The organism is Kitasatospora sp. NPDC001547 (assembly GCF_042894165.1).
In the GTDB taxonomy this organism is placed as follows: Bacteria; Actinomycetota; Actinomycetes; order Streptomycetales; family Streptomycetaceae; genus Kitasatospora.
Window position 1 is genome coordinate 524,939 of sequence record NZ_JBIAVL010000003.1, and the last position, 21,662, is coordinate 546,600.

Annotated in this window: 11 protein-coding genes; 5 read left to right on the forward strand and 6 right to left on the reverse strand. The window is 72.8% G+C overall.

Annotated elements, in window-relative coordinates; translation table 11 throughout:
- Window positions 1-16: 16 nt before the first annotated feature.
- The 3 genes from ACFY0X_RS08030 to ACFY0X_RS08040 form a co-directional block, all read right to left on the reverse strand.
- Complete coding sequence (locus tag ACFY0X_RS08030) at window positions 17-1,504, reverse strand: maltokinase (protein ID WP_387750416.1); 1,488 nt, start codon at window positions 1,502-1,504, stop codon at window positions 17-19.
- Between the two features lie 246 nt (window positions 1,505-1,750).
- Window positions 1,751-3,475, reverse strand: coding sequence for a maltose alpha-D-glucosyltransferase (treS, locus tag ACFY0X_RS08035; RefSeq protein WP_387750418.1), 1,725 nt, complete (start codon window positions 3,473-3,475; stop codon window positions 1,751-1,753).
- Window positions 3,472-5,427 (reverse strand): alpha-1,4-glucan--maltose-1-phosphate maltosyltransferase, encoded by a 1,956-nt coding sequence (locus tag ACFY0X_RS08040; RefSeq protein ID WP_387750614.1) that lies wholly within the window; start codon window positions 5,425-5,427, stop codon window positions 3,472-3,474. Before ACFY0X_RS08040 ends, treS begins: the two co-directional genes overlap by 4 nt.
- A gap of 1,035 nt (window positions 5,428-6,462) precedes the next feature.
- Here ACFY0X_RS08040 and glgP point away from each other — a divergent pair.
- Window positions 6,463-9,294, forward strand: coding sequence for an alpha-glucan family phosphorylase (gene glgP, locus ACFY0X_RS08045; protein WP_387750421.1), 2,832 nt, complete (start codon window positions 6,463-6,465; stop codon window positions 9,292-9,294).
- Between the two features lie 164 nt (window positions 9,295-9,458).
- On the opposite strand, the gene ACFY0X_RS08050 is transcribed toward glgP, so the two are convergent.
- Both ACFY0X_RS08050 and ACFY0X_RS08055 read right to left on the reverse strand, forming a co-directional pair.
- The gene (locus ACFY0X_RS08050; protein ID WP_387750424.1) at window positions 9,459-11,306 is read right to left on the reverse strand and encodes an ABC transporter ATP-binding protein; all 1,848 of its coding nucleotides are present in this window, start codon (window positions 11,304-11,306) and stop codon (window positions 9,459-9,461) included.
- The gene (locus tag ACFY0X_RS08055; RefSeq protein ID WP_387750427.1) at window positions 11,303-13,228 is read right to left on the reverse strand and encodes an ABC transporter ATP-binding protein; all 1,926 of its coding nucleotides are present in this window, start codon (window positions 13,226-13,228) and stop codon (window positions 11,303-11,305) included. The genes ACFY0X_RS08050 and ACFY0X_RS08055 overlap by 4 nt, the downstream gene beginning before the upstream one ends.
- A 233-nt stretch (window positions 13,229-13,461) precedes the next feature.
- Between ACFY0X_RS08055 and ACFY0X_RS08060 the strand changes: the two genes are divergently transcribed.
- A complete protein-coding gene (locus ACFY0X_RS08060; RefSeq protein ID WP_387750430.1) occupies window positions 13,462-14,889 on the forward strand; it encodes a family 2B encapsulin nanocompartment shell protein in 1,428 nt (475 codons plus the stop codon).
- 6 nt (window positions 14,890-14,895) lie between these two features.
- Here the strand turns inward: ACFY0X_RS08060 and glgX are convergent, their stop codons facing one another.
- The gene (gene glgX / locus ACFY0X_RS08065; protein ID WP_387750433.1) at window positions 14,896-17,076 is read right to left on the reverse strand and encodes a glycogen debranching protein GlgX; all 2,181 of its coding nucleotides are present in this window, start codon (window positions 17,074-17,076) and stop codon (window positions 14,896-14,898) included.
- A gap of 279 nt (window positions 17,077-17,355) precedes the next feature.
- Between glgX and ACFY0X_RS08070 the strand changes: the two genes are divergently transcribed.
- The 3 genes from ACFY0X_RS08070 to ACFY0X_RS08080 all read left to right on the forward strand — a co-directional run bounded on the left by ACFY0X_RS08070 (window position 17,356) and on the right by ACFY0X_RS08080 (window position 21,461).
- A complete protein-coding gene (locus ACFY0X_RS08070) occupies window positions 17,356-18,543 on the forward strand; it encodes an Ig-like domain-containing protein (RefSeq protein ID WP_387750436.1) in 1,188 nt (395 codons plus the stop codon).
- A gap of 205 nt (window positions 18,544-18,748) precedes the next feature.
- Window positions 18,749-19,999 carry an Ig-like domain-containing protein gene (locus ACFY0X_RS08075; protein ID WP_387750439.1) on the forward strand — a complete coding sequence of 417 codons (1,251 nt, stop codon included), beginning with the start codon at window positions 18,749-18,751 and terminating at the stop codon, window positions 19,997-19,999.
- 214 nt (window positions 20,000-20,213) lie between these two features.
- Window positions 20,214-21,461: an Ig-like domain-containing protein gene (locus ACFY0X_RS08080; protein WP_387750442.1), complete on the forward strand. Its 1,248-nt coding sequence runs from the start codon at window positions 20,214-20,216 to the stop codon at window positions 21,459-21,461.
- Window positions 21,462-21,662 lie beyond the last annotated feature (201 nt).

Sequence of the window (21,662 nt, forward strand, 5' to 3'; positions counted from 1 at the left end):
GGGACGGGAAGCGGGGTCAGACGGACAGGGCCAGCCGGTTGATCGCGGCCAGTGGGATCGGCAGCCAGCTCGGCCGGTGCCGGGCCTCGTAGACCACCTCGTACACCGCCTTGTCGATCTCCAGCGCACGCATCAGCTCCGGTGAGGCGGCCGGGTCGGCGCCGCCGCCGGCGGTGTAGCCGGCGCAGTAGGCGGTGCGGTTGCGCTGGGCCCAGGCGGCGGCCAGGTGGGCCAGTTCCGGGTCGACCGGGCCGCCGGCCAGCAGGTGGGCGGCCGCGTAGTCGAAGGAGCGCAGCATCGCGGCGACGTCGCGCAGGGCCGGCTGGGGCTCGCGGCGCTCGTTGACCGACTTGGCCGGCTCGCCCTCGAAGTCCAGCAGTACCCAGCCGTGCGGGGTGCGCATCGCCTGGCCGAGGTGGAGGTCGCCGTGGATGCGCTGGACCGGCAGGCCGTCCGGGTGGGCGTCGGCGAGCTGCTGGAAGGCGGTGCGCAGCGCGGCCCGGAAGCGCAGCAGCCCGGGGACGGCGGCGACGGCGCTGTCCAGCCGGTCGGCCATCGCGCCGGCCAGCCGTCCGGTCTGGGTGCGGTCGAGCCGGGCGACCGGCATCGAGCGGGCCAGCACCCGGTGCACCTCGGCGGTGGCCCGGCCGAGCCGGTGCGCCTCGATGGCGAAGTTGCCGGGGGAGCGGTCGCCCTTGAGCCGGCCGACCTGGTCGAGGGCCAGCTCCCAGCCGTCCTCGGCGTCCGGCAGGTAGCGCTGCAGCAGTCCGAGGGTGGCGGGCTCGGCGCGCTCCATCCGGCTCTCGAACCAGGCGGCGACCCGGGGGATGCGGGTGGAGCCGGCCCGGGAGAGCGCGAGCGAGAGTTCCAGGTCCGGGTTGGTTCCCGGGTGGATGCGGCGGAACAGCTTGAGGATGTACGAGGTGCCGTAGATGACCGAGCTGTTGGACTGCTCGGCGGTGGAAGCCCGCCCGGGGAGGTCGGCGGGCAGTCCGGAGCCGGGGGTGCGGCGGAAGGACAGCGCGCCGAAGCGGTCGCCGGTGGCCAGGTGCTCCAGCAGCCGCCCGGTGAGCTCGGGGTCGTGCACCGCGTCGTAGAGGGTCGCGCCGTCGTAGGGGCCCTGGCTGAGCCGGCCGAGCACGGCGCCGGGCCCGATGTCCCCGAGGCCGCCCGAACGGATGCCGAGCAGCAGCTGGTAGATGTCGCCGTGCGGGGCACCGGCCGTGGTGGCGTGCTCGACCCGCAGCAGCAGGTGCAGCAGGGCCGGGTCGCCGACCTGCAGGGGAGTGCCGACCACCGGGGTGAGGCCGGTGATCGGCCGCCCCTTGCCGGCGTACCAGCGCTGGGTGGGCAGCCATGCGGAGATCAGCGGCAAGGCCGCCTGGACGAGTTCGCTGACGCCCACGGCGGTTCTCCGGGCCCCGGTGCCCCGGGTGCCCGCGGCGGCGGAACCGGCGGCGGAGTCGTCCTGGAGGTGGGCTTGAGAACGGGAGATTTCGGACATGACTCCCTTTCCCCGGAAGCGCGCGGGCTGCCCGGGTCGTGGCCGGGTCCGTCAGTCTTCCGGATTGCGGCGGCGCGGCGGTCGCGGCACGCGAGCACGGCTCGGGTGTCACGCCTTCGTGTGGGTGGCCGTTGGGCTGTTCTCCGTACGCGGTGTGCAGAGAACTCCGGGGGCGCGGGGTTCTACTCGCGCCCCCGGAGGGTCTGGTGGTGCTGTTCATGCTGGTGCGCGGCGTGCGGCGGATCGTTACTTCGATCGCCTGGTCCCGCTCAGGCGCGGGGGCTGCCGGAGCTGGAACCAGTAGAAGCCGTGTCCGGCCAGGGTGAGCAGGTAGGGCCACTCGCCGATCGACGGGAAGCGCACCCCGCCGATCAGCTCGACCGGGTACCGGCCGCCGTACTGCCGCAGGTCCAGCTCGGTCGGCTGCGCGAACCGCGAGAAGTTGTTCACGCACATGACCAGGTCCCCCTCGTACTCGCGCACGAAGGCCAGCACGGCGGGGTTGCTGGAGGGCAGCTCGGCGTAGCTCCCGAGGCCGAACGCCGGATTGAGCTTGCGGATCTCGATCATGCGACGCGTCCAGTGCAGCAGCGAACTCGAACTGCTCTGCTGCGCCTCGACGTTGGTCACCTGATAGCCGTACACCGGGTCCATGATGGGCGGCAGACTGAGCCTGCCCGGGTCGGCGGAGGAGAAACCCGCGTTGCGGTCCGGGGTCCACTGCATCGGGGTGCGCACGCCGTCCCGGTCGCCGAGCCAGATGTTGTCGCCCATGCCGATCTCGTCCCCGTAGTAGAGGACCGGCGAGCCGGGCAGCGAGAGCAGCAGGGCGGTGAACAGCTCGATCTGGTTGCGGTCGTTCTCCAGCAGCGGGGCGAGCCGGCGGCGGATGCCCACGTTGGCGCGCATCCGCGGGTCCTTGGCGTACTCCGCGTACATGTAGTCGCGCTCCTCGTCGGTGACCATCTCCAGGGTCAGCTCGTCGTGGTTGCGCAGGAAGATGCCCCACTGGCAGCCGCCGGGGATCCGCGGGGTCTTGGCGAGGATCTCCGACACCGGGTACCGGGACTCCCGGCGCACCGCCATGAAGATCCGCGGCATCACCGGGAAGTGGAACGCCATGTGGCACTCGTCGCCGCCCGAGGTGAAGTCGCCGAAGTAGTCGACGACGTCCTCGGGCCACTGGTTGGCCTCGGCGAGCAGCACGGTGTCCGGGTAGTTGGCGTCGATCTCCTTGCGGACCCGCTGGAGGAACTCGTGGGTCTCCGGCAGGTTCTCGCAGTTGGTGCCCTCGCGGGCGAACAGGTACGGCACCGCGTCCAGCCGGAAGCCGTCGATGCCGAGGTCGAGCCAGAACCGCAGCCCGGCGATCATCTCGTCCTGGACCCGGGGGTTGTCGTAGTTGAGGTCCGGCTGGTGGGAGAAGAAGCGGTGCCAGAAGTACTGCTTGCGGACCGGGTCGTAGGTCCAGTTGGACGTCTCGGTGTCGACGAAGATGATCCGGGCGTCCGGGTACTGCTTGTCGTCGTCGGCCCACATGTAGAAGTCGCCGTACGGCCCGTCCGGGTCGGTCCGGGAGGCCTGGAACCACGGGTGCTGGTCGCTGGTGTGGTTCATGACGAAGTCGATGATGATGCGCATGCCGCGGGCGTGCGCGGCGTCGACGAACTCCATGAAGTCGGCGAGGTCGCCGAACTCCGGCAGCACCGACGTGTAGTCGGACACGTCGTAGCCGCCGTCGCGCAGCGGCGAGGCGAAGAACGGGGGGAGCCAGAGGCAGTCGATCCCGAGCCACTGGAGGTAGTCGAGCCTGGCCGTGAGCCCCTTGAGGTCCCCGACCCCGTCGCCGTTGCTGTCCTGGAAGGACCGCACCAGCACCTCGTAGAAGACCGCACGCTTGAACCACTCGGGGTCGAGCTTCTTCTTCGAGGTCTCGGGGAAGGTGTCGGGGACGGGCTCGTTCACTGTCACGCTGGGTTCCTCCGAACCGTGAGGAGGTGAGCCGGCTCGGCTGAGGGATCGAGCCGGACGTAGTTGCGCCGGCCCCAGGTGTAGACGGCGCCGGTGAGCTCGTCGTGCACCGCGTAGGGGCCGTCGCCGTCGAGCGTGACGGTGGCCTCCTGGACGTGGTGCGGGTCGAGGTTCACCACGGTGATGACCTGGTCGGTGAGCCCCTCGGGGGTGGTCGCGGTCTTGGAGTAGGCGAGCACCTGGTCGTTGTCGGTCGGGTGGAAGCGCAGGTCGCGCAGCTGCTGGAGGGCGGGGTGGCGGCGGCGCAGCCGGTTCAGCACGGTCAGCAGCGGGGCCAGGGTGTCGGTGCGGCTCCAGTCGCGCGGGCGCAGTTCGAACTTCTCCGAGTGCAGGTACTCCTCGGAGCCCGGGTGGGCCGGCTCGTTCTCGTACAGCTCGTAGCCGGCGTAGACGCCGTAGCTGGGGGAGAGGGTGGCGGCGAGCACCGCGCGGACTGCGAAGGCGGCCCGGCCGCCGTGCTGGAGGTACTCGTGCAGGATGTCCGGGGTGTTGGTGAAGAAGTTGGGCCGCATGTACGCGGCCGCGTCACCGCTGAGTTCGGTGAGGTACTCGGTGAGTTCCGGTTTGGTGGTGCGCCAGGTGAAGTACGTGTACGACTGGTGGAACCCGATCTTCGCCAGGGTGTGCATCATCGCCGGGCGGGTGAAGGCCTCCGCCAGGAAGACCACGTCGGGGTCCGTCCGGGCGACGTCGGCGAGCACCTTCTCCCAGAACACCACCGGCTTGGTGTGGGGGTTGTCGACCCGGAAGATCCGGACCCCGCGGGACATCCAGAACCGGAGGATCCGGATGGTTTCCTTGACGATTCCGTCCATGTCCTGGTCGAAGTTGATCGGATAGATGTCCTGGTACTTCTTCGGCGGATTCTCGGCGTACGCGATGGTGCCGTCCGCGCGGTGGCTGAACCATTCCGGATGCTTGTTCACCCACGGGTGGTCGGGGGAGCACTGGAGGGCGAAGTCCAGCGCGACCTCCAGGTGCAGCGCCCGCGCCTCGGCGACGAAGTGGTCGAAGTCCTCGATGGTGCCGAGGTCCGGGTGGACGGCGTCGTGGCCGCCCTCGGGGGAGCCGATCGCCCAGGGCGAGCCGACGTCGTGCGGACCGGCCGTCAGGGTGTTGTCCGGGCCCTTGCGGAAGGCTCGGCCGATCGGGTGGACCGGCGGCAGGTAGACCACGTCGAAGCCCATCGCGGCGACCGCCGGCAGCCGCTCGGCAGCGGTGCGCAGGGTACCGGAGCGCGGCGGCTCGACGCCGGCCGGATCCACCACGGCGCCCTCCGAACGGGGGAAGAACTCGTACCAGGAGCCGAACAGCGCGCGCTCGCGGTCCACCTGGAGCGGCAGCGGGCGGGAGGCGCTGAGCAGCTCGCGCAGCGGGTGGCGGGCCAGCACGTCGAGCACCTCGGGGGCGAGCGCGGCGGCCAGCCGGGACAGCGGCGGCATGGTCGGGTCGCGCAGCGCGTCGGCGGCGGCCAGCACGTCGGCGCGGCCCTCCTTCTTGGGCACCCCGGCCGCGGCCCGCTCCAGCAGCCGGGCGCCCTCCTCCAGGACCAGCGCGGTGTCGATCCCGGCGGGCAGCTTCACCGAGGCGGTCCGGCGCCAGGTGGCGACCGGGTCGCTCCACGCCTCCACCAGGTACGACCAGCGGCCGGGCGCGGTCGGGGTGACGTACGCGCCCCAGCGGTCGGTGCCCTCGGCCAGCTCGCGCATCGGCGTCCACGGGCCGCTGCGGCCGCGCGGGTCGCGCAGCACCACGTTGGCGTTGACGGCGTCGTGGCCCTCGCGGAAGACGGTCGCGGTGACCAGGAAGGTCTCGCCGACGACGGCCTTGGCCGGGCGGCGGCCGGCGTCGACGAGGGGACTGACGTCCAGGACGGGGATGCGGCCGATCACGGTGTCGCTCTCTGTCGTCTTGCGGGCGGAGGGCTTGCGAGCGGTGGACTTCCGGGCGGGCGCCCGGGTGGCCGGCGCCCCCGTGGCGGCGGCCTCCGGCGTGGCGGCCTTCGCGGCGCCGGCCTTCGGGGCGGTGGCGGTGGCGGTGGCGCGGCGCGTGGTGGTGCGCCTGCGGGGTGCCGCCGCCGGGTCCTCCTCGGCCCCGGGGTGCAGGGCCGCCGCGGAGGGCTGGGCTTCGGAGGATCCGCCACGGACCGCCCCGGACGCCCTCGGCGCCGGCATCGCCGGATCTGTCCGAGTGTCAGAATCCATCCGTCCGGCGGATTCCGCGACCGCTGCGTCGTGGCCTTCGGCCACCGGTGTGGACTGGTCCCGCGTGTCGCCGTGCATGCCAAGCTCCTGCCCGAGATCGGCGGCAGCTCCCCGCGGGCCGGGGTCGGGCCGGGGGAGTACCGGAGGACTGCTGGGTGGGGAGGACGTGCGACCGGAGCCTGCCCGCGCCGCTGTTCCCGGCAACCTGCCCGGCGTCCGCCGGGCCGGTGGCGGGACGTCCCGGAGCCCGTGTGCGTCCCGGCGCACGCCTCCGCGGGGCACGTCCCCGACCGACCCGGTCCACCCGTGAACGAGCGGGCCGGGGGCGAGGACACGCGTCCGCGCGCGGCGGGCGCCGAATGGGCTAAGAAGGACGGGAACGGCCAACGCGAAAAGGATTCGGACGTGCTGCTTCGCGGGGGACGCCACCCGTCGTCGCACTCCCCACAGCATCAGCGGCCTTCGGTCATCCTCGCACCGGCAGCGAGGTTTTCGCAGCGGTACGACAGTAGTTTCGGGCCTTCTCCCGGGCGGACACACGATCGGAAATGGCCCCGTACCGAAGAGTTCACGTATTGGTAGCGCGGGCCCCCGAAATGTGCGCCCCGCGCGCCCCCCGTACAGACCAATGCGCCGAATGCGATCTCATCAATAGCCCGAACGGGCGCCCAATAGCCCACTTGACGCACTGTCGGGCCGACCGCCGCGGCTACGCTTCACGCCGTGAAGGCAATCCGCAGATTCACCGTCCGCACCGTCCTGCCCGAACAACTCCAGCCGTTGCACGAGCTGGCCCTCAACCTGCGCTGGTCCTGGCACCCCGAGACCAGGGACCTCTTCCGGTCCGTGGACCCGGAGGTCTGGGCCGCGACCGGCGAGGACCCGGTGCGGCTGCTCGGGGAGGTCCCGGCCGCCCGACTGGCCGCACTCGCCACCGACCGGCGCTTCCTGCGCAGACTCGGCGACCTCGCCGACGACCTGCGCGAGTACCTCACCGGCCCCCGCTGGTACCAGACCCGGCAGCAGTCCGACGCCGCCCCGCTGCCCGCCGCGATCGCCTACTTCTCGCCCGAGTACGGCATCGCCGCCGCGCTGCCCCAGTACTCCGGCGGGCTCGGCATCCTGGCCGGCGACCACCTCAAGGCCGCCAGCGACCTCGGCGTGCCGGTCATCGGCGTCGGCCTGTTCTACCGGCACGGCTACTTCCGCCAGTCCCTGAGCCGGGACGGCTGGCAGCAGGAGCGCTATCCGCTGCTCGATCCGGACGAACTCGCGGTCAGCCTGCTGCGGGAGGCCGACGGCACCCCCGGCCGGGTGGACCTCGCCCTGCCCGGCGGCCGCACCCTGGCCGCCCACATCTGGAAGGCCCAGGTCGGGCGGGTCCCGCTGCTGCTGCTCGACTCCGACATCGAGGCCAACTCGCCCGCCGAGCGGGACGTCACCGACCGGCTGTACGGCGGCGGCAGCGAGCACCGGCTGCTCCAGGAGATGCTGCTCGGCATCGGCGGCGTCCGGGCGGTGCGGGCTTACTGCCGGCTCACCGGGCACCCCGCCCCCGACGTCTTCCACACCAACGAGGGCCACGCCGGCTTCCTCGGCGTGGAGCGCATTCGGGAGCTGGTCGCCGACGGCCGGAACGGCCTCGACTTCGCCGCGGCCCTGGAGACCGTCCGGGCCGGCACCCTCTTCACCACCCACACGCCCGTCCCGGCCGGCATCGACCGCTTCGACCGCGAGCTGGTCGCCCGCCACTTCGGCGGCGACGCCGCGCTGCCGGGCGTGCCGGTCGACCAGGTGCTCGCGCTCGGCGCCGAGAGCTGGCACGACGGGGACCCGAAGCTGTTCAACATGGCCGCCATGGGCCTGCGGCTGGCCCAGCGCGCCAACGGGGTCTCCACCCTGCACGGCGAGGTCAGCCGCTCGATGTTCAACGGCCTGTGGCCCGGCTTCGACGCCGCCGAGGTGCCGATCACCTCGGTCACCAACGGCGTGCACGCCGCCACCTGGATCGACCCGGCGGTGGTCCGGCTCGGCGCCGCCGAACTCGGCGCCGAACGCGCCGAGGAGGCCATGACCACCGGTGAGACCGGGCGCTGGACGGGCCTGGAGCGGATCGGCAACACCGAGGTCTGGGAGCTGCGGCGCGCCCTGCGGGCCCAGCTGGTGGAGGAGGCCCGCCGCCGGCTGCACGCATCCTGGCGCCGGCGCGGGGCCGGCGGGGCCGAGCTCGGCTGGGTCTCCTCGGTGCTCGACCCCGACGTGCTCACCATCGGCTTCGCCCGCCGGGTGCCCTCGTACAAGCGGCTCACCCTGATGCTGCGCGACCCGGAGCGGCTGCGCGCCCTGCTGCTGCACCCCACCCGGCCGGTGCAGGTCGTGGTCGCCGGCAAGGCCCACCCGGCCGACGACGGCGGCAAGCGGCTGATCCAGCAGATGGTCGCCTTCGCCGACGACCCGGCGGTGCGGCACCGGATCGTCTTCCTGCCGGACTACGACATGGCGATGGCCCAGCGCCTCTACCCGGGGTGCGACGTCTGGCTGAACAACCCGCTGCGCCCGCTGGAGGCCTGCGGCACCTCCGGGATGAAGGCCGCGCTCAACGGCTGCCTCAACCTGTCCGTCCTGGACGGCTGGTGGGACGAGTGGTACGACGGCCGAAACGGCTGGGCGATCCCCACCGCCGACGAGGGCGGCGGGGCGCTCGACCCGGACAGCGGCGAGGCCGAGCGGCGCGACGACATCGAGGCGGCCGCGCTCTACGACCTGATCGAGAACCAGGTCGCCGCCCGGTTCTACGACCGGGACGCGGACGGGCTGCCGCAGCAGTGGATCGCCATGGTCCGGCACACCCTGGTCACCCTCGGGCCCAAGGTGCTGGCCGGGCGGATGGTCCGGGAGTACGTCGAACGGCTGTACGCCCCGGCGGCGCAGGCCCAGCGGGAGCTGGTGGGTGAGCACCCGGAGGCGAGCGGGCGAGTCACCCTCCCGCCCCGAGCCGAAGGGCGCGCCGGTGGCGAAGGTGAGGAGCGACAAGCGATCGACGGAGGAGGGAGTGCCGGAGCGACGACGGTCGGCGCCGGGTCCGAGCGCCCGGAGGCGAGCGGGCGAGTAGCAGCCGGGCGGTTCACCGGCGCCCGCGAGCTGGCGGTCTGGAAGGCGAAGGTCCGCGAGGCGTGGCCGGCCGTGCGGGTCGAGCACGTCGAGGCGGACTGCCCGGCCGAGGCGCAGGAGCTGGGCAGCTCGCTGGCGCTGCGGGTGCAGGTCGCGCTCGGGGCGCTGGAGCCGGGCGACGTCGAGGTGCAGGTGGTCTCCGGCCGGGTGGACGAGCGGGACCGGATCTCGGACGCCTGCCTGCTCGCCCTCAAGCCGGTCGGCGGGCCCGACCTGGACGGCCGCACCCGCTACGAGGGCTCGTTGGAGCTGTGCCGGACCGGTCCGTTCGGCTACACCGTCCGGGTGCTGCCCGCGCACCCGCGGCTGGCCTCGCCGGCCGAGTTGGGGCTGGTCGCCCTGCCCGCCGAGTCGGCCGGGATGGACGCCGGACTGCTGCGCTGACCGCACGGACGGCCGCCGTCCCGCCGAGGCGGACGGCGGCCGCCCACGCGGCACCGCCGTGAACCGGGCGCACGGCCGCGGCCGTACCTCCGGTCGGGAAGCGGGGTGGCCCGGCCGGGTGCGTGACGGCGCACCCGGACGGGCACATTCAGGGGGCCGAGGGCCTAGACCAGGCTGTCCCGCCAGGCCCGGTGGAGGGCGGCGAAACGGCCGGAGCCGTCGATCAGCTCCTGTGGGGAGCCATCTTCCACGATCCGGCCCTGGTCCATGACCAGGACCCGGTCGGCGATCTCCACGGTGGAGAGCCGGTGGGCGATGATCACGGCCGTCCGGCCGGCCAGCACGGTGCGCATCGCCCGCTGCACGGCCTGCTCCCCGGGGACGTCCAGGGAGCTGGTCGCCTCGTCCAGGATCAGCACCGCCGGGTCGGCCAGCAGGGCGCGGGCGAAGGCCACCAGCTGGCGCTGGCCGGCCGAGATCCGGCCGCCGCGCTTGCGCACGTCGGTGTCGAAGCCGTCCGGCAGGGCGGCGATGAACTCGTACGCGCCGATGTCGCGGGCGGCCTGCTCGACCTCCTCGCGGGTGGCGCCGGGACGGCCGATCGCGATGTTCTCGGCGACGGTGCCGGAGAACAGGAAGGACTCCTGGGTCACCATCACCACCCCGCGCCGCAGCTCGGGGGTGGCCAGGTCGCGCAGGTCCACGCCGTCCAGCCGGATCCGGCCGTCGGTCGGGTCGTAGAAGCGGGCCAGCAGCTTGGCGACCGTCGACTTGCCCGCGCCGGTGGCGCCGACCACCGCGACCGTCTGCCCGGCCGGGATCAGCAGGTCGAAGGCCGGCAGCACCTCCTTGCCGGTGCGGTAGGCGAAGCGGGTCTTCTCGAAGGAGACCTCACGGGCGGTGGTCCGCCCACCCGGGAGGGGCTTCGGCTCGGCCGGCTCGGCGACGGTCGGCTCGTGGGCGAGCAGGCCGGCGATCTTCTCCAGGGCGGCGGCGGCCGACTGGTAGCTGTTCAGGAACATCGCCAGCTGGTCGACCGGGTCGTAGAGCCGGCGCAGGTAGAGCGCGAAGGCGGTGAGCACGCCCAGCTCCAGCGCGTCGTCGACGACCAGGTAGCCGCCGAGCAGCACCACGCCGGTGGTCCACAGGTTGGCGGTGACGCGGGAGAGGCCGACGTAGCGGGCGAGCTCCAGGAAGCCGTCCGCGGTGGCGTGGGCGGACTGCCGGTTGATCACCGCGAAGGCGGCGTCGTTGGCCTCCTCGCGGCGGAAGGCCTGCACCGGGCGGATGCCGTTCATGGTCTCGGTGAAGCGGACGATCAGCGAGGCGGCCGAGGTGCGCGAGCGGCGGTAGACCCGGCGCGAACGGTGGCGGAAGGACCGGGCGATCAGCGCCAGCGGCAGGAAGGACGCCAGCGAGACCAGGCCGAGGCGCCAGTCCAGCACCACCAGCAGCACCGAGATGTAGCAGACCGACAGGAAGACGGCCAGCAGCTCCTGCAGGCCCTCGGAGAGCAGCTCGCGCAGGGCGTCGATGTCACTGGTGGCGCGGGAGATGATCCGGCCCGAGGTGTAGCGCTCGTGGAAGTCCAGGCTGAGCCGCTGGGCGTGCCGGAAGATCCGGCCGCGCAGCTCCAGCACCACGTCCTGGTTGACCCGGGCGCTGATCTTGATGAACACCCACTGCAGCACCGGGCTGAGCAGCGCGCAGAACAGGTACGCCGCGACCACCGCGATCAGCGGGCCGGCGTCGTGGTCGCGCAGCGCCGGGATGCCGCGGTCCATCGCCACCGCGACCAGCAGCGGGCCGGACTGGAGCGCGGCCTGCTGGACCAGGATCACCACCATGGCGATGGCGATCCGGCCCCGGTGCGGGCCGAGCAGCGAGCGCAGCAGCGCCCGGGGCGCGCCCGGCGGGACGGGGATGTCCTCCTCGTCGGCGGGCGGCGGGGGCAGCTCCTCCTCGATCGGCGCGGCGGGGCCGGCCTGCACGGGTTCGGCGGTGGTGGTCACGCGTGCCCTCCTTTCGACAGCAGGGGGCCGTCGGGCACCGGGGTGGCCTCGCCCGACATCAGTTCTCGGTAGTGCGCGCAGTCGCGCAGCAGCTCCTGGTGGGTGCCGACGGCCGTGATCCGGCCGTCCGCCAGCACCGCGACCCGGTCGGCGAGCAGCACGGTGCTGGGGCGGTGGGCGACCACCAGGGCGGTGGTGGCGCCGAGGACCTCGCGCAGCGCCCGCTCGACCAGGGCCTCGGTGTGCACGTCCAGCGCGGAGAGCGGGTCGTCCAGCACCAGGAAGGCCGGGTCGCCGACCACCGCGCGGGCCAGCGCGAGGCGCTGGCGCTGGCCGCCGGACAGGCTCAGGCCCTGCTCGCCGACCTCGGTGTCCGGGCCCTGCGGGAGCTTCTCGACGAAGCCGGCCTGGGCGGTGGCGAGGGCGGTGCGCAGCTGCTCCTCGCCGGCGCCCGGGGCGCCCATCAGGACGTTCTCCCGGACGGTGGCGGAGAACAGGGTGGGTTCCTCGAAGGCGACCGCGACGAGTTCGCGCAGCCGCTGCCGGGGGAGCTCGCGGATGTCCCGGCCGTCCAGCGTGATGGTGCCGCCGGTGGCCTCGTACAGCCGGGGGAGCAGCGCGGTGAGCGTGGTCTTGCCGCTCCCGGTGGCGCCGACCAGGGCCATCGTCTCGCCGCTGCGGATGTGCAGGTCGATGCCGGCCAGCAGGTCGGGGGTGCCGTCGGGGGCGTCGGGGTAGCGGAAGCGGACGCCGGTGAGGCGGATGCCGTCCCGGGCGGCGGGCCCGGCGGCGGCGCCCGGGGCGGGGGCGCCGGCGGCGGGGGTGTCCGCCTCGGGGGTGTCCGGCTCGTCCAGCACCTCGAAGAAGCGGTCGGTGGCGGTGGCCGCCTCGTTGGCGTAGGCGAGCAGCCAGCCGAGCGACTCGACCGGCCAGCGCAGCGCGAGCGCGGTGGACAGGAAGGCGACCAGGGTGCCGGCGCTCAGCTCGTCGTGGGCCACCAGGTAGGAGCCGACGGCGAGGGCGCAGCCGAGCGCGATCTCCGGCAGGCCGACGATCACCGCCCAGAGGTTGGCGAGCAGGTGCGCCTTGTGCAGCTCGGTGCGGCGCAGCTGCTGGGTCTGGGCGCGGAAGCGCTCGGCCATCGAGCGGTGGCGGCCGAAGGCCTTGAGGATGCGGATGCCGAGGACGGACTCCTCGACCAGGGTGGCGATGTCGCCGTTCTGGTCCTGGGCGAGCCGGGCGGCGCCGGAGTAGCCGGACTCGAACCGCCGGGTGAGCACGAACAGCGGGACGGCCGGCGTCAGTGCGATCAGCGCGAGCCGCCAGTCCTGGGTGAACATCACCACGGTGCCGGCCAGGAACATCACCGAGTTGACGATCAGGAAGACCAGCGGGAAGGCCAGGAACAGCCGCATGGTGTACATGTCGGCGGTGGCCCGGGAGAGCAGCTGGCCGGAGCCCCAGCGGTCGTGGAAGGAGACCGGCAGCCGCTGGAGCTTGGCGAAGAGGTCCCCGCGCATCGCCGTCTCCAGCCCGGCCAGCGGGCGGGCCAGCACCACCCGGCGGGTGTAGAACAGCGCGGCCTCGACCAGGCCGAGGAGCAGCAGCAGGCCGACCAGCGGCCAGAGGCCGGCCAGGTCGTGCTCGGCGAGCGGGCCGTCCACGATCAGGCCGAGGACCACCGGCACGGCGAGGGTGCTGAGCATGCCGAGCGTGGCGGTCGTCACCGAGACGGCCAGCCGGCCGCGGACGGCGCGGGCGTACGGCCACAGGCGCAGCAGGGAGCGGACCGCGGAGCGCCGCGGCCCGGGCCCGGTCGGACCGGCTCCGTCGGCTCCGTCGGTCGGTGCGAGCGCGTCGGTCGGGGCGGTCCGGGGGCTTCCCTGGGGCGGGTTCTCGGGGTCTTGTCTGTTCTCGGCCATCTCGGTGAGCGTAGGCAGAGAGCCGGTCACTTCTCATCCGGTTTTTCGCGCCTGTCGGGGACGCTCGGCGAGAACCGGCCACCCGAACGGGCGGGGCGGGCGTGAGATGCGGGGCGTGCGCCGCCGTTCGTGCAGGGAGGAGTGCGCCGTGCGCCTCTTGCGAGCGCCCGCCGATCGACCGATGAGATCTCCTGACGGATGTTCGGTGTTACGAGAGTGACAGGAGTGCTCAGATGACGGTCGAAACCGAGCCGACCCCCGGCCCGGGCTCCACAACCGTGCAGGTACGGGCCCAGCTCAGCCTCAGCACCACCGCGGCGCGGAACCTGGCCACGACGACCAAGTCGAAGCCCCAGATGCAGGAGATCACCTCCCGCTGGCTGCTGAAGATGCTGCCGTGGGTGCAGGTCAGCGCCGGCACCTACCGGGTCAACCGGCGGCTGAGCTACGCCCCCGGGCGCGGCCGGGTGAGCTTCGCGAAGACCGGCTCCGCGGTGAGCGTGATCGCCCCCTCGCTGACCGAGGTGCCGGCGCTGCGCGGTTTCGAGGACGAGGAGGTGCTGGCCGAGCTGGCCCGCCGGTTCGTGCAGCGGGACTTCGCGCGGGGCGAGGAGCTGGTGCGGGAGGGGGCGCCGATCGACGAGGTGTTCCTGATCGCGCACGGCAAGGTGGACCGGATCGGCACCGGCAAGTACGGCGAGCAGACCGTGCTCGGTTCGCTCGCGGACGGCGACCACCTCGGCGACGAGGCGATCACCGAGGGCGGCGGCAGCTGGCCGTACACCGTGCGGGCGAGCACCCCCGGTGTCGCGATGGCGCTGTCCTGGTCGGTGCTCCAGGAGCTGATCGGCCGCTCCGAGTCGCTGCGCGAGCAGCTGCTGGGCTTCGCCGCCGACGCCGCGCAGGCGCAGAACGAGCACGGCGAGGCGGAGATCGACCTCTCGGCCGGCCACGAGGGCGAGTACGAGCTGCCCCGCGCCTTCGTGGACTACGAGCTGAGGCCGCGCGAGTACGAGCTGAGCGTGGCGCAGACCGTCCTCAAGGTGCACACCCGGGTCGCGGACCTCTACAACAAGCCGATGAACCAGACCGAGGAGCAGCTGCGGCTGACCATCGAGGCCCTGCGGGAGCGGCAGGAGCACGAGCTCATCAACAACCCGGAGTTCGGCCTGCTCGGCAACGCCGACTTCGACCAGCGGATCCAGACCCGGGCCGGGGCGCCCACCCCGGACGACCTGGACGAACTGCTGAGCATGCGCCGCGAGACCGACTACCTGTTCGCCCACCCGCGCGCGATCGCGGCCTTCGAGCGGGAGTGCAACCGGGCCGGCCTCTACCCGGGCACCGTCGACGTCCTCGGCAAGCGGCGGCCGACCTGGCGCGGGGTGCCGATCTTCCCGTGCAACAAGATCCCGGTGTCCGACCAGCAGACCACCGCGTTCATCGCGATGCGGGTCGGCGAGGACAACCAGGGCGTGGTCGGCCTCACCCAGGTCGGCATCCCGGACGAGGTGGAGCCGGGCCTGAACGTCCGGTTCATGGGCATCGACGAGAAGGCGATCGCCTCCTACCTGGTCAGCACCTACTACTCGGCGGCGGTGCTGGTGCCGGACGCGATCGGTGTGCTGGAGAACGTCGAGCTCGGGCGCGCCCGCGGCTGACCCGGTCTAGGCGTCCGGGGCGGGCGCGCGCAGCAGTCGCAGCGAGCGCCCGCCCAGGACGACGGCGCCGCGCGGGCACGGCCCGCCGGAGTCCGCGGCGGCGGTGTCGACCACCGTCTCCCAGCCGGCCGACGGCGCCGCCCAGGGCTCGCCGGGCAGGCTGAACACGACCGGCTCCGGGCCCCCGTTGAGCAGCAGCAGGAAGCCGTCGTCGCTCAACGGCAGCCCGGCGTCGTCCCGTTCGGACATCGCGGTGCCGGAGAGCAGCATGCCGAGGCAGGCGGTCGGCGCGAACCAGTCGTCCTCGGTCATCTCCCGGCCCCGCGGGGTGAACCAGGCGAGGTCGGGCTGCCCGCCGGGGGTGCGGGCCCGGCCGGAGAAGAACGCCCGCCGGCGCAGCACCGGGTGGGCCCGGCGCAACCGGACCAGCCGGGCGGTGAGTTCGCACAGCTCCTGCCAGCAGGGCTGCTCCAGCAGCGACCAGTCCAGCCAGCCGACCTCGTTGTCCTGGCAGTAGGCGTTGTTGTTGCCGCCCTGGGTGCGGCCCAGCTCGTCCCCGGCGGTGAGCATCGGGACGCCGGCGGAGAGCAGCAGGGTGGCGGTGAGGTTGCGGAGCTGGCGCAGCCGCAGCGAGTTGACCGCCGGGTCGGTGGTCTCGCCCTCGGCGCCGTGGTTCCAGGAGCGGTTGTCGTCGGTGCCGTCCCGGTTGTCCTCGCCGTTGGCCCCGTTGTGCTTGCGGTCGTAGGAGACCAGGTCGCGCAGGGTGAAACCGTCGTGCGCCGTCACGTAGTTGACCGAGGCGTACGGGCGGCGGCCGGCCCGCTGGTAGAGGTCGGAGGAGCCGGAGAGGCGGTAGCCGAGTTCGCGCACGTCCGGGCGGGCGCCGCGCCAGAAGTCCCGGACGGTGTCGCGGTACCGGTCGTTCCACTCGGCCCACGGCGGGGGGAAGCCGCCGACCTGGTAGCCGCCCGGCCCGACGTCCCAGGGCTCGGCGATCAGCTTCACCCGGCTGAGCAGCGGGTCCTGGGCGACGGCGGCGAGGAAGGGGTGGTCCGGGTCGACGGCGTCCCCGCCGTTCGGGCCGCCGCGGGCCAGGGCGGCGGCCAGGTCGAAGCGGAAGCCGTCCACGCCCATCTCGGCGACCCAGTAGCGCAGCGAGTCGGTGATCAGCCGGATCACCTGCGGACGGCGGGTGTCCAGGGTGTTGCCGCAGCCGGTGTAGTCGGCGTAGCCGCGCGGGCGGTTCGGCGGGAGGCGGTAGTAGGCGGCGTTGTCGATGCCGCGCAGCGAGAGCGCCGGGCCGAGGGCGCCGCCCTCGGCGGTGTGGTTGAACACCACGTCCAGGATCACCTCGATCCCGGCGGCGTGCAGGGCGCGGACCATCCGCTTGAACTCGCCGACCTGGCCGCCGCGGGAGCCGGAGGCGGAGTAGCCGGCGTGCGGGGCGAAGTAGCCGATCGTGTTGTAGCCCCAGTAGTTGACCAGTCCGCGGGCCTGCAGGTGGTCCTCGCTGGCGTGCTGGTGCACCGGCAGCAGCTCGACGGCCGTCACCCCGAGCCGGGTGAGGTGGGCGACGGCGGCGGGGTGGGCGAGGCCGGCGTAGGTGCCGCGCAGCTCCGGGGGGACGTCGGGGTGGCGCATGGTGAAGCCGCGCACGTGCAGCTCGTAGAGCACCGTCTCGGGCCAGGGGGTCTTCGGGCGGTGGTCGTCGTACCAGTCGTCGTCGTCGTGGACGACCACGGACCTGGGCACGTACGGCGCGGAGTCGCGGTTGTCCCGGACGGTGTCGGCGACGTCCGCCTCGGGCCAGTCGCGGACGGCGGCGCAGGCGGCGTCGTGCGAGGTGTAACAGCCGTCCACGGCGCGGGCGTACGGGTCGAGCAGCAGTTTGGCCGGGTTCCAGCGGGCGCCGGTCCACGGGTCCCAGCGGCCGTGCACCCGGAAGCCGTAGCGGGTGCCGGGGCGGACGCCGGGGAGGAAGCCGTGCCAGACCTGGAAGTCCTGCTCGGTGAGGCGGTGGCGGCTCTCCCGGCCGTCCTCGTCGAACAGGCACAGCTCGACGGCCTCGGCGCCGCCCGCCCAGAGCGCGAAGTTGGTGCCGCGGCGGCCGAGCCGGTCGGTGCGGTAGCGGGCGCCCAGGGGTTGCCAGCTGCCGGGGGTCAGCTCCTGGTCCGACGCCATCGCCATGGCCTCCCTGGGCGCGGTGTTCCGGGTCCGTTCACCTTCTCTTTCCCGGATTGCGTCGGCCGGAAGCAGTGTGCCCGGACGGGCGGTCGACGGGGGGTGGGATTCGGGGCCGGCCGGCGTGTCCCCGCGTCGCCGCGCCTCGTTGTTCCAGGCGTCGAGACGTGAACAGTGGGAGGCCCCGGGATGCGGCGCCGAGGACGGGTGTGGGCGCGGGGCGCGGCGGCGGTGGCCTGCTGTCTGGCCGTTCTCACGGGGTGCGGCGGGGGGCCCTCCCCGGCGGTGCCGGACGGGGACGCGGTCGCGGCCGACGGGCGGACGGCGCCGCCGGCGCCCTCCCGGGCGGTGATCAGCGTGCTGCCGGCCGACGGGGCGCAGGACGTGAAGCCGGAGGGGGCGGTCCGGGTGGGCGTCGTCCAGGGGCGGCTGGTCTCCGTCCGGCTGGCCGACGCCAAGGGCACCGAGGTGCCCGGCACGATCGGCCCGGACGGCGCCGGCTGGGCGCCGGACGGCCCGCTGCCGCTCGGCACCGCGTTCACCCTGGACTCCGTCGCCGAGGACGACCGGGGCCAGAAGGCGGCCCAGCACTCGGCGTTCACGACCGCGGCGCGGGAGCACACCTTCGTGGCGTTCTTCACGCCGGAGGACGGCTCCACGGTCGGCGTCGGCATGCCGGTGTCGCTGCGCTTCAGCCGTCCGATCGCCGACCGGGCGGCGGTGGAGAAGGCCGTCCAGGTCGTCGCCGACCCGCCGGTGCCGGTGGCCGCGCACTGGTTCGGCGGCCAGCGGCTGGACTTCCGTCCGCAGCGGTACTGGGCGGCCGGCACCAGGGTCACGGTGGCGCTGCGGCTCAAGGACGTGCAGGGCGCGCCGGGGGAGTTCGGCACCCAGACCCGGGACCTGCGCTTCACCGTCGGCCGGGCGCAGGTCTCCACCGTCGACCTGGACGCCCACACCCTGACGGTCCGGGCCGGCCAGGGCGGCAGGGTGGTCCGGGTGCTCAAGGTCTCCGGCGGCAGCCCCGACCACTCCACCTACCGGGGGGTGATGGTGGTGTCGGAGAAGTACCGGGAGACCCGGATGAACTCGCAGACCGTCGGCATGGGCGACGAGTACGACATCAAGGACGTCCCGCACGCGATGCGGCTCACCGCCTCCGGCACCTTCGTGCACGGCAACTACTGGGCGGACCCGCAGGTGTTCGGCGCCGCCAACACCAGCCACGGCTGCATCGGGCTGGCCGACGCCAAGGGCGGGGCGAGCAAGGACTCCCCGGCGGGCTGGCTGTTCGAGCACACCCTCCCGGGGGACGTGCTGGAGGTGACGGCCTCGTCCGGCGACCTCGTACCGCCGCAGAACGGGCTCAACGGCTGGAACGTGCCGTGGGAGCAGTGGGTGGCGGGCAGCGCGCTGCGCCGGGCGCCGTCGGCCGGGGCGTCCGGTCCGCCGTCCGGGCCCGCCGCACCGTAGGGCACTTCGGCCCGATTCCGCCCGTTCCGTCCGTCTTTACGACTGCTTCACATGCCGTCAACCCGACTCCTCCCGGGGTTCACTCGAACGGCTTAGTTATCCTGCTCCGGCGCGTCCGCAGCCCGGGCCGAAAGAGTCGGCGACCGGTGCAACTCACAGGGGCACTCAACGCGTCAAGAGAGTGAATACCGGGAGGGGAGAAACCGTGAAGACGGGTAAGACGGCCGGCACCGCGATACGCACCAGCAACCGCTACGGGCGCCGGGGTGCGATGGCGCTGGTCATGGGCGGGGTACTGCTGCTCACCGCGGCCTGCAACGACGACAAGGGCAGCGGTTCGGGCGACTCGGCGGGCGGCAGCGCGGCCTCGGCGCCCGCGGCGGCGGACGGGGGCGCGCCGGCCACGCCGAAGCCCTCGGCCGCGGTGCTCGCCGTCGAGCCGAAGGACGGCGCCCAGGACGTCGCGCCGAACGGGCTCCAGGTGTCCGTCTCCAACGGCAAGCTCACCACGGTCGAGGTGACCGACAAGAACGGCAAGCCGGTCGAGGGTGCGGTCACCCCGGACGGTGCTGCCTGGAAGCCCACGGGGGCGCTCGCGGTCGGCATGGCGTACAAGGTGAACGCGCAGGCCAAGGACGGCGAGGGTCTGGTGGCCGCGTCCACCACCTCGTTCACCACGCTGACGCCGGAGAAGAAGATCTCCACCAACGACAACATCAGCGACGGCGCCACCTACGGCGTCGGCATGATCGTCTCGGTGAACTTCAACAAGGACGTCAAGAACAAGGACGCCGTCGTCAAGGGCATCACCTTCGAGACCAGCAACGGCACCGTGGTCAAGGGCCACTGGTTCGGCGACCGCCGGGTGGACTTCCGTCCGGAGCAGTACTGGGCGCCGGACACCAAGGTGACCGTCAAGTACCGGCTGAAGAACGTCGAGGTCGCGCCGGGCATCTACGGCGACGTGGACAAGGACGAGCCGTTCACCATCGGCCGCTCGATGATCTCCACGGCGGACGCCAAGTCGCACCAGATGACCATCGAGACCGGCGGCAAGAGCACCACCGTGCCGGTCACCCTGGGCGCGGACGCCACGCCGTCCTGGGGCGGGACGATGGTCGTCATGTCCAAGGAGAAGGTCACCCGGATGAACTCGCAGACCGTCGGTCTCGGCGGCGAGTACGACATCCAGGACGTGCCGCACGCGATGCGGCTGACCACCTCCGGCACCTTCGTGCACGGCAACTACTGGGCCAACCCGTTCGGCAAGACCAACGCCAGCCACGGCTGCGTGTCGATGCAGGACGTGAAGGGCGGCAGCGACAGCTCGGTCGCGGGCAAGTTCTTCAACGACTCGATGATCGGCGATCCCATCAAGATCGTGAACACCAAGGAGAAGACCGTCGCGCCCTCCAACGGGCTGGGCGGCTGGAACCTGGAGTGGGCCAACTGGTAGGCCCTACCCGGCGGTAGGCCCGGGTACTCCGGGCCTGCCGGCGAGTCCTCCGTCGTGCGGTCCGACCTCACCCGTTGGGGTCGGACCGCCGCGGTTTCCGGGGCGACGAGCCTCACGAATGGCGCAACCTTTCCGGTGGCCGGGCGCGTGTGTCCGGTCGGGTCCGTCGGGTCCACGGGGAGTTTCTCGGGTTTTCTGAGGGAGGGAATCGACGTTGAGGTCGATACGCAGAGTGGTGGCCGTCGGTCTGGTCGGCGGGGCGATGGCGCTGACGGCCGCCTGCGGCGGGGGTGACGGGGGCAGTGGATCGGGTGCGGGCAGCGCGGCCAGGGCCGACCTCGGGGCCGGTGCGGCCGGTGCGGCCAGTGCCAAGCCCGCGGCGGCGGCGCCCACCAGCACGGTGCCGAAGGTCTCCACCGCCGCCGTGAGCATCGAGCCCAAGGCCGGCTCGGTGGACGTGGCGCCGAACGCGCTGAAGATCGGCGCGACGGGCGGCAGGCTCACCACCGTCAAGGTGAACGACCGGACCGGCAAGGAGGTCCCCGGCGCCATCGCCGCGGACGGCGCCTCCTGGGCGCCCGCGGCCCCGCTGGAGGTGGGCACCGCCTACCAGGTCAGCGCGATGGCCGCGGACGCCGACGGCGCGGTGGCCACGGCGGACAGCAGCTTCACCACGCTGACCCCGACGGCGCTCGCCAAGGCCTCGGACAACGTCGACAACGGCGCCACCTACGGCGTCGGCATGATCGTCTCGGTGAACTTCAGCAAGGACGTCAGGAACCGGGACGAGGTCGCCAGGGGCATCACCTTCGAGACCGACAACGGCACCGTGGTCAAGGGCCACTGGTTCGACGACCGCCGGATCGACTTCCGTCCGGAGCAGTACTGGAAGCCCGGCACCAAGGTGGTCGTGCACTACCGCCTCAAGAGCGTCGAGATCGCCCCGGGGGTGTACGGCGGGGACCGGGACGAGCCCTTCACGATCGGGCGGTCCCAGATCTCGACGGTTGACGTCGCCGCACACAAGATGACGGTCGTACGGGACGGCGTGCCGAGCGACATCGACATCAGCGCCGGTGCGCCCGAACACCCCACCTGGAACGGGACGATGGTCATCATGTCCAAGGAGGGCGTGGTGCGGATGCAGTCCAGCACCCTCCCGGGGATGACCGGTGCGCCGTACGACCTCCAGGTCCCGCACTCGATGCGGCTGACGACCTCCGGCACCTATGTGCACGGCAACTGGTGGAGCAGGAACAGCACCTTCGGCGAGGACAACGTCAGCCACGGCTGCGTGGGCCTCAAGGACGTCGAGGGCGGCGGTGCGGACACCTCGATGGGCAAGTTCTACGACGGTTCGCTGGTCGGCGACGTGATGACCGTGAAGAACTCGTCGAGGAAGGAGACGCTCGACCCGGCGAACGGGCTGAGCGGCTGGAACCTGCCGTGGAGCAACTGGTAGCCGGCGGCTGAGCGGGGAGCCGGGGTCAACCCGGGCTTGACGGAAGTCGGCCCGGGTGGCCCCTTCTTGCTCGCGGCATATGCCGATCGGGTGAGATCGTTTGCTCATTGTCCGTACGCGGCTGCTTGCGTTCCGCAATGATGGTCCGCATGGCGGGTTGGGGCGAAACAGATCAGTCGTCAGTTTCCGGGGCCGGCGCGG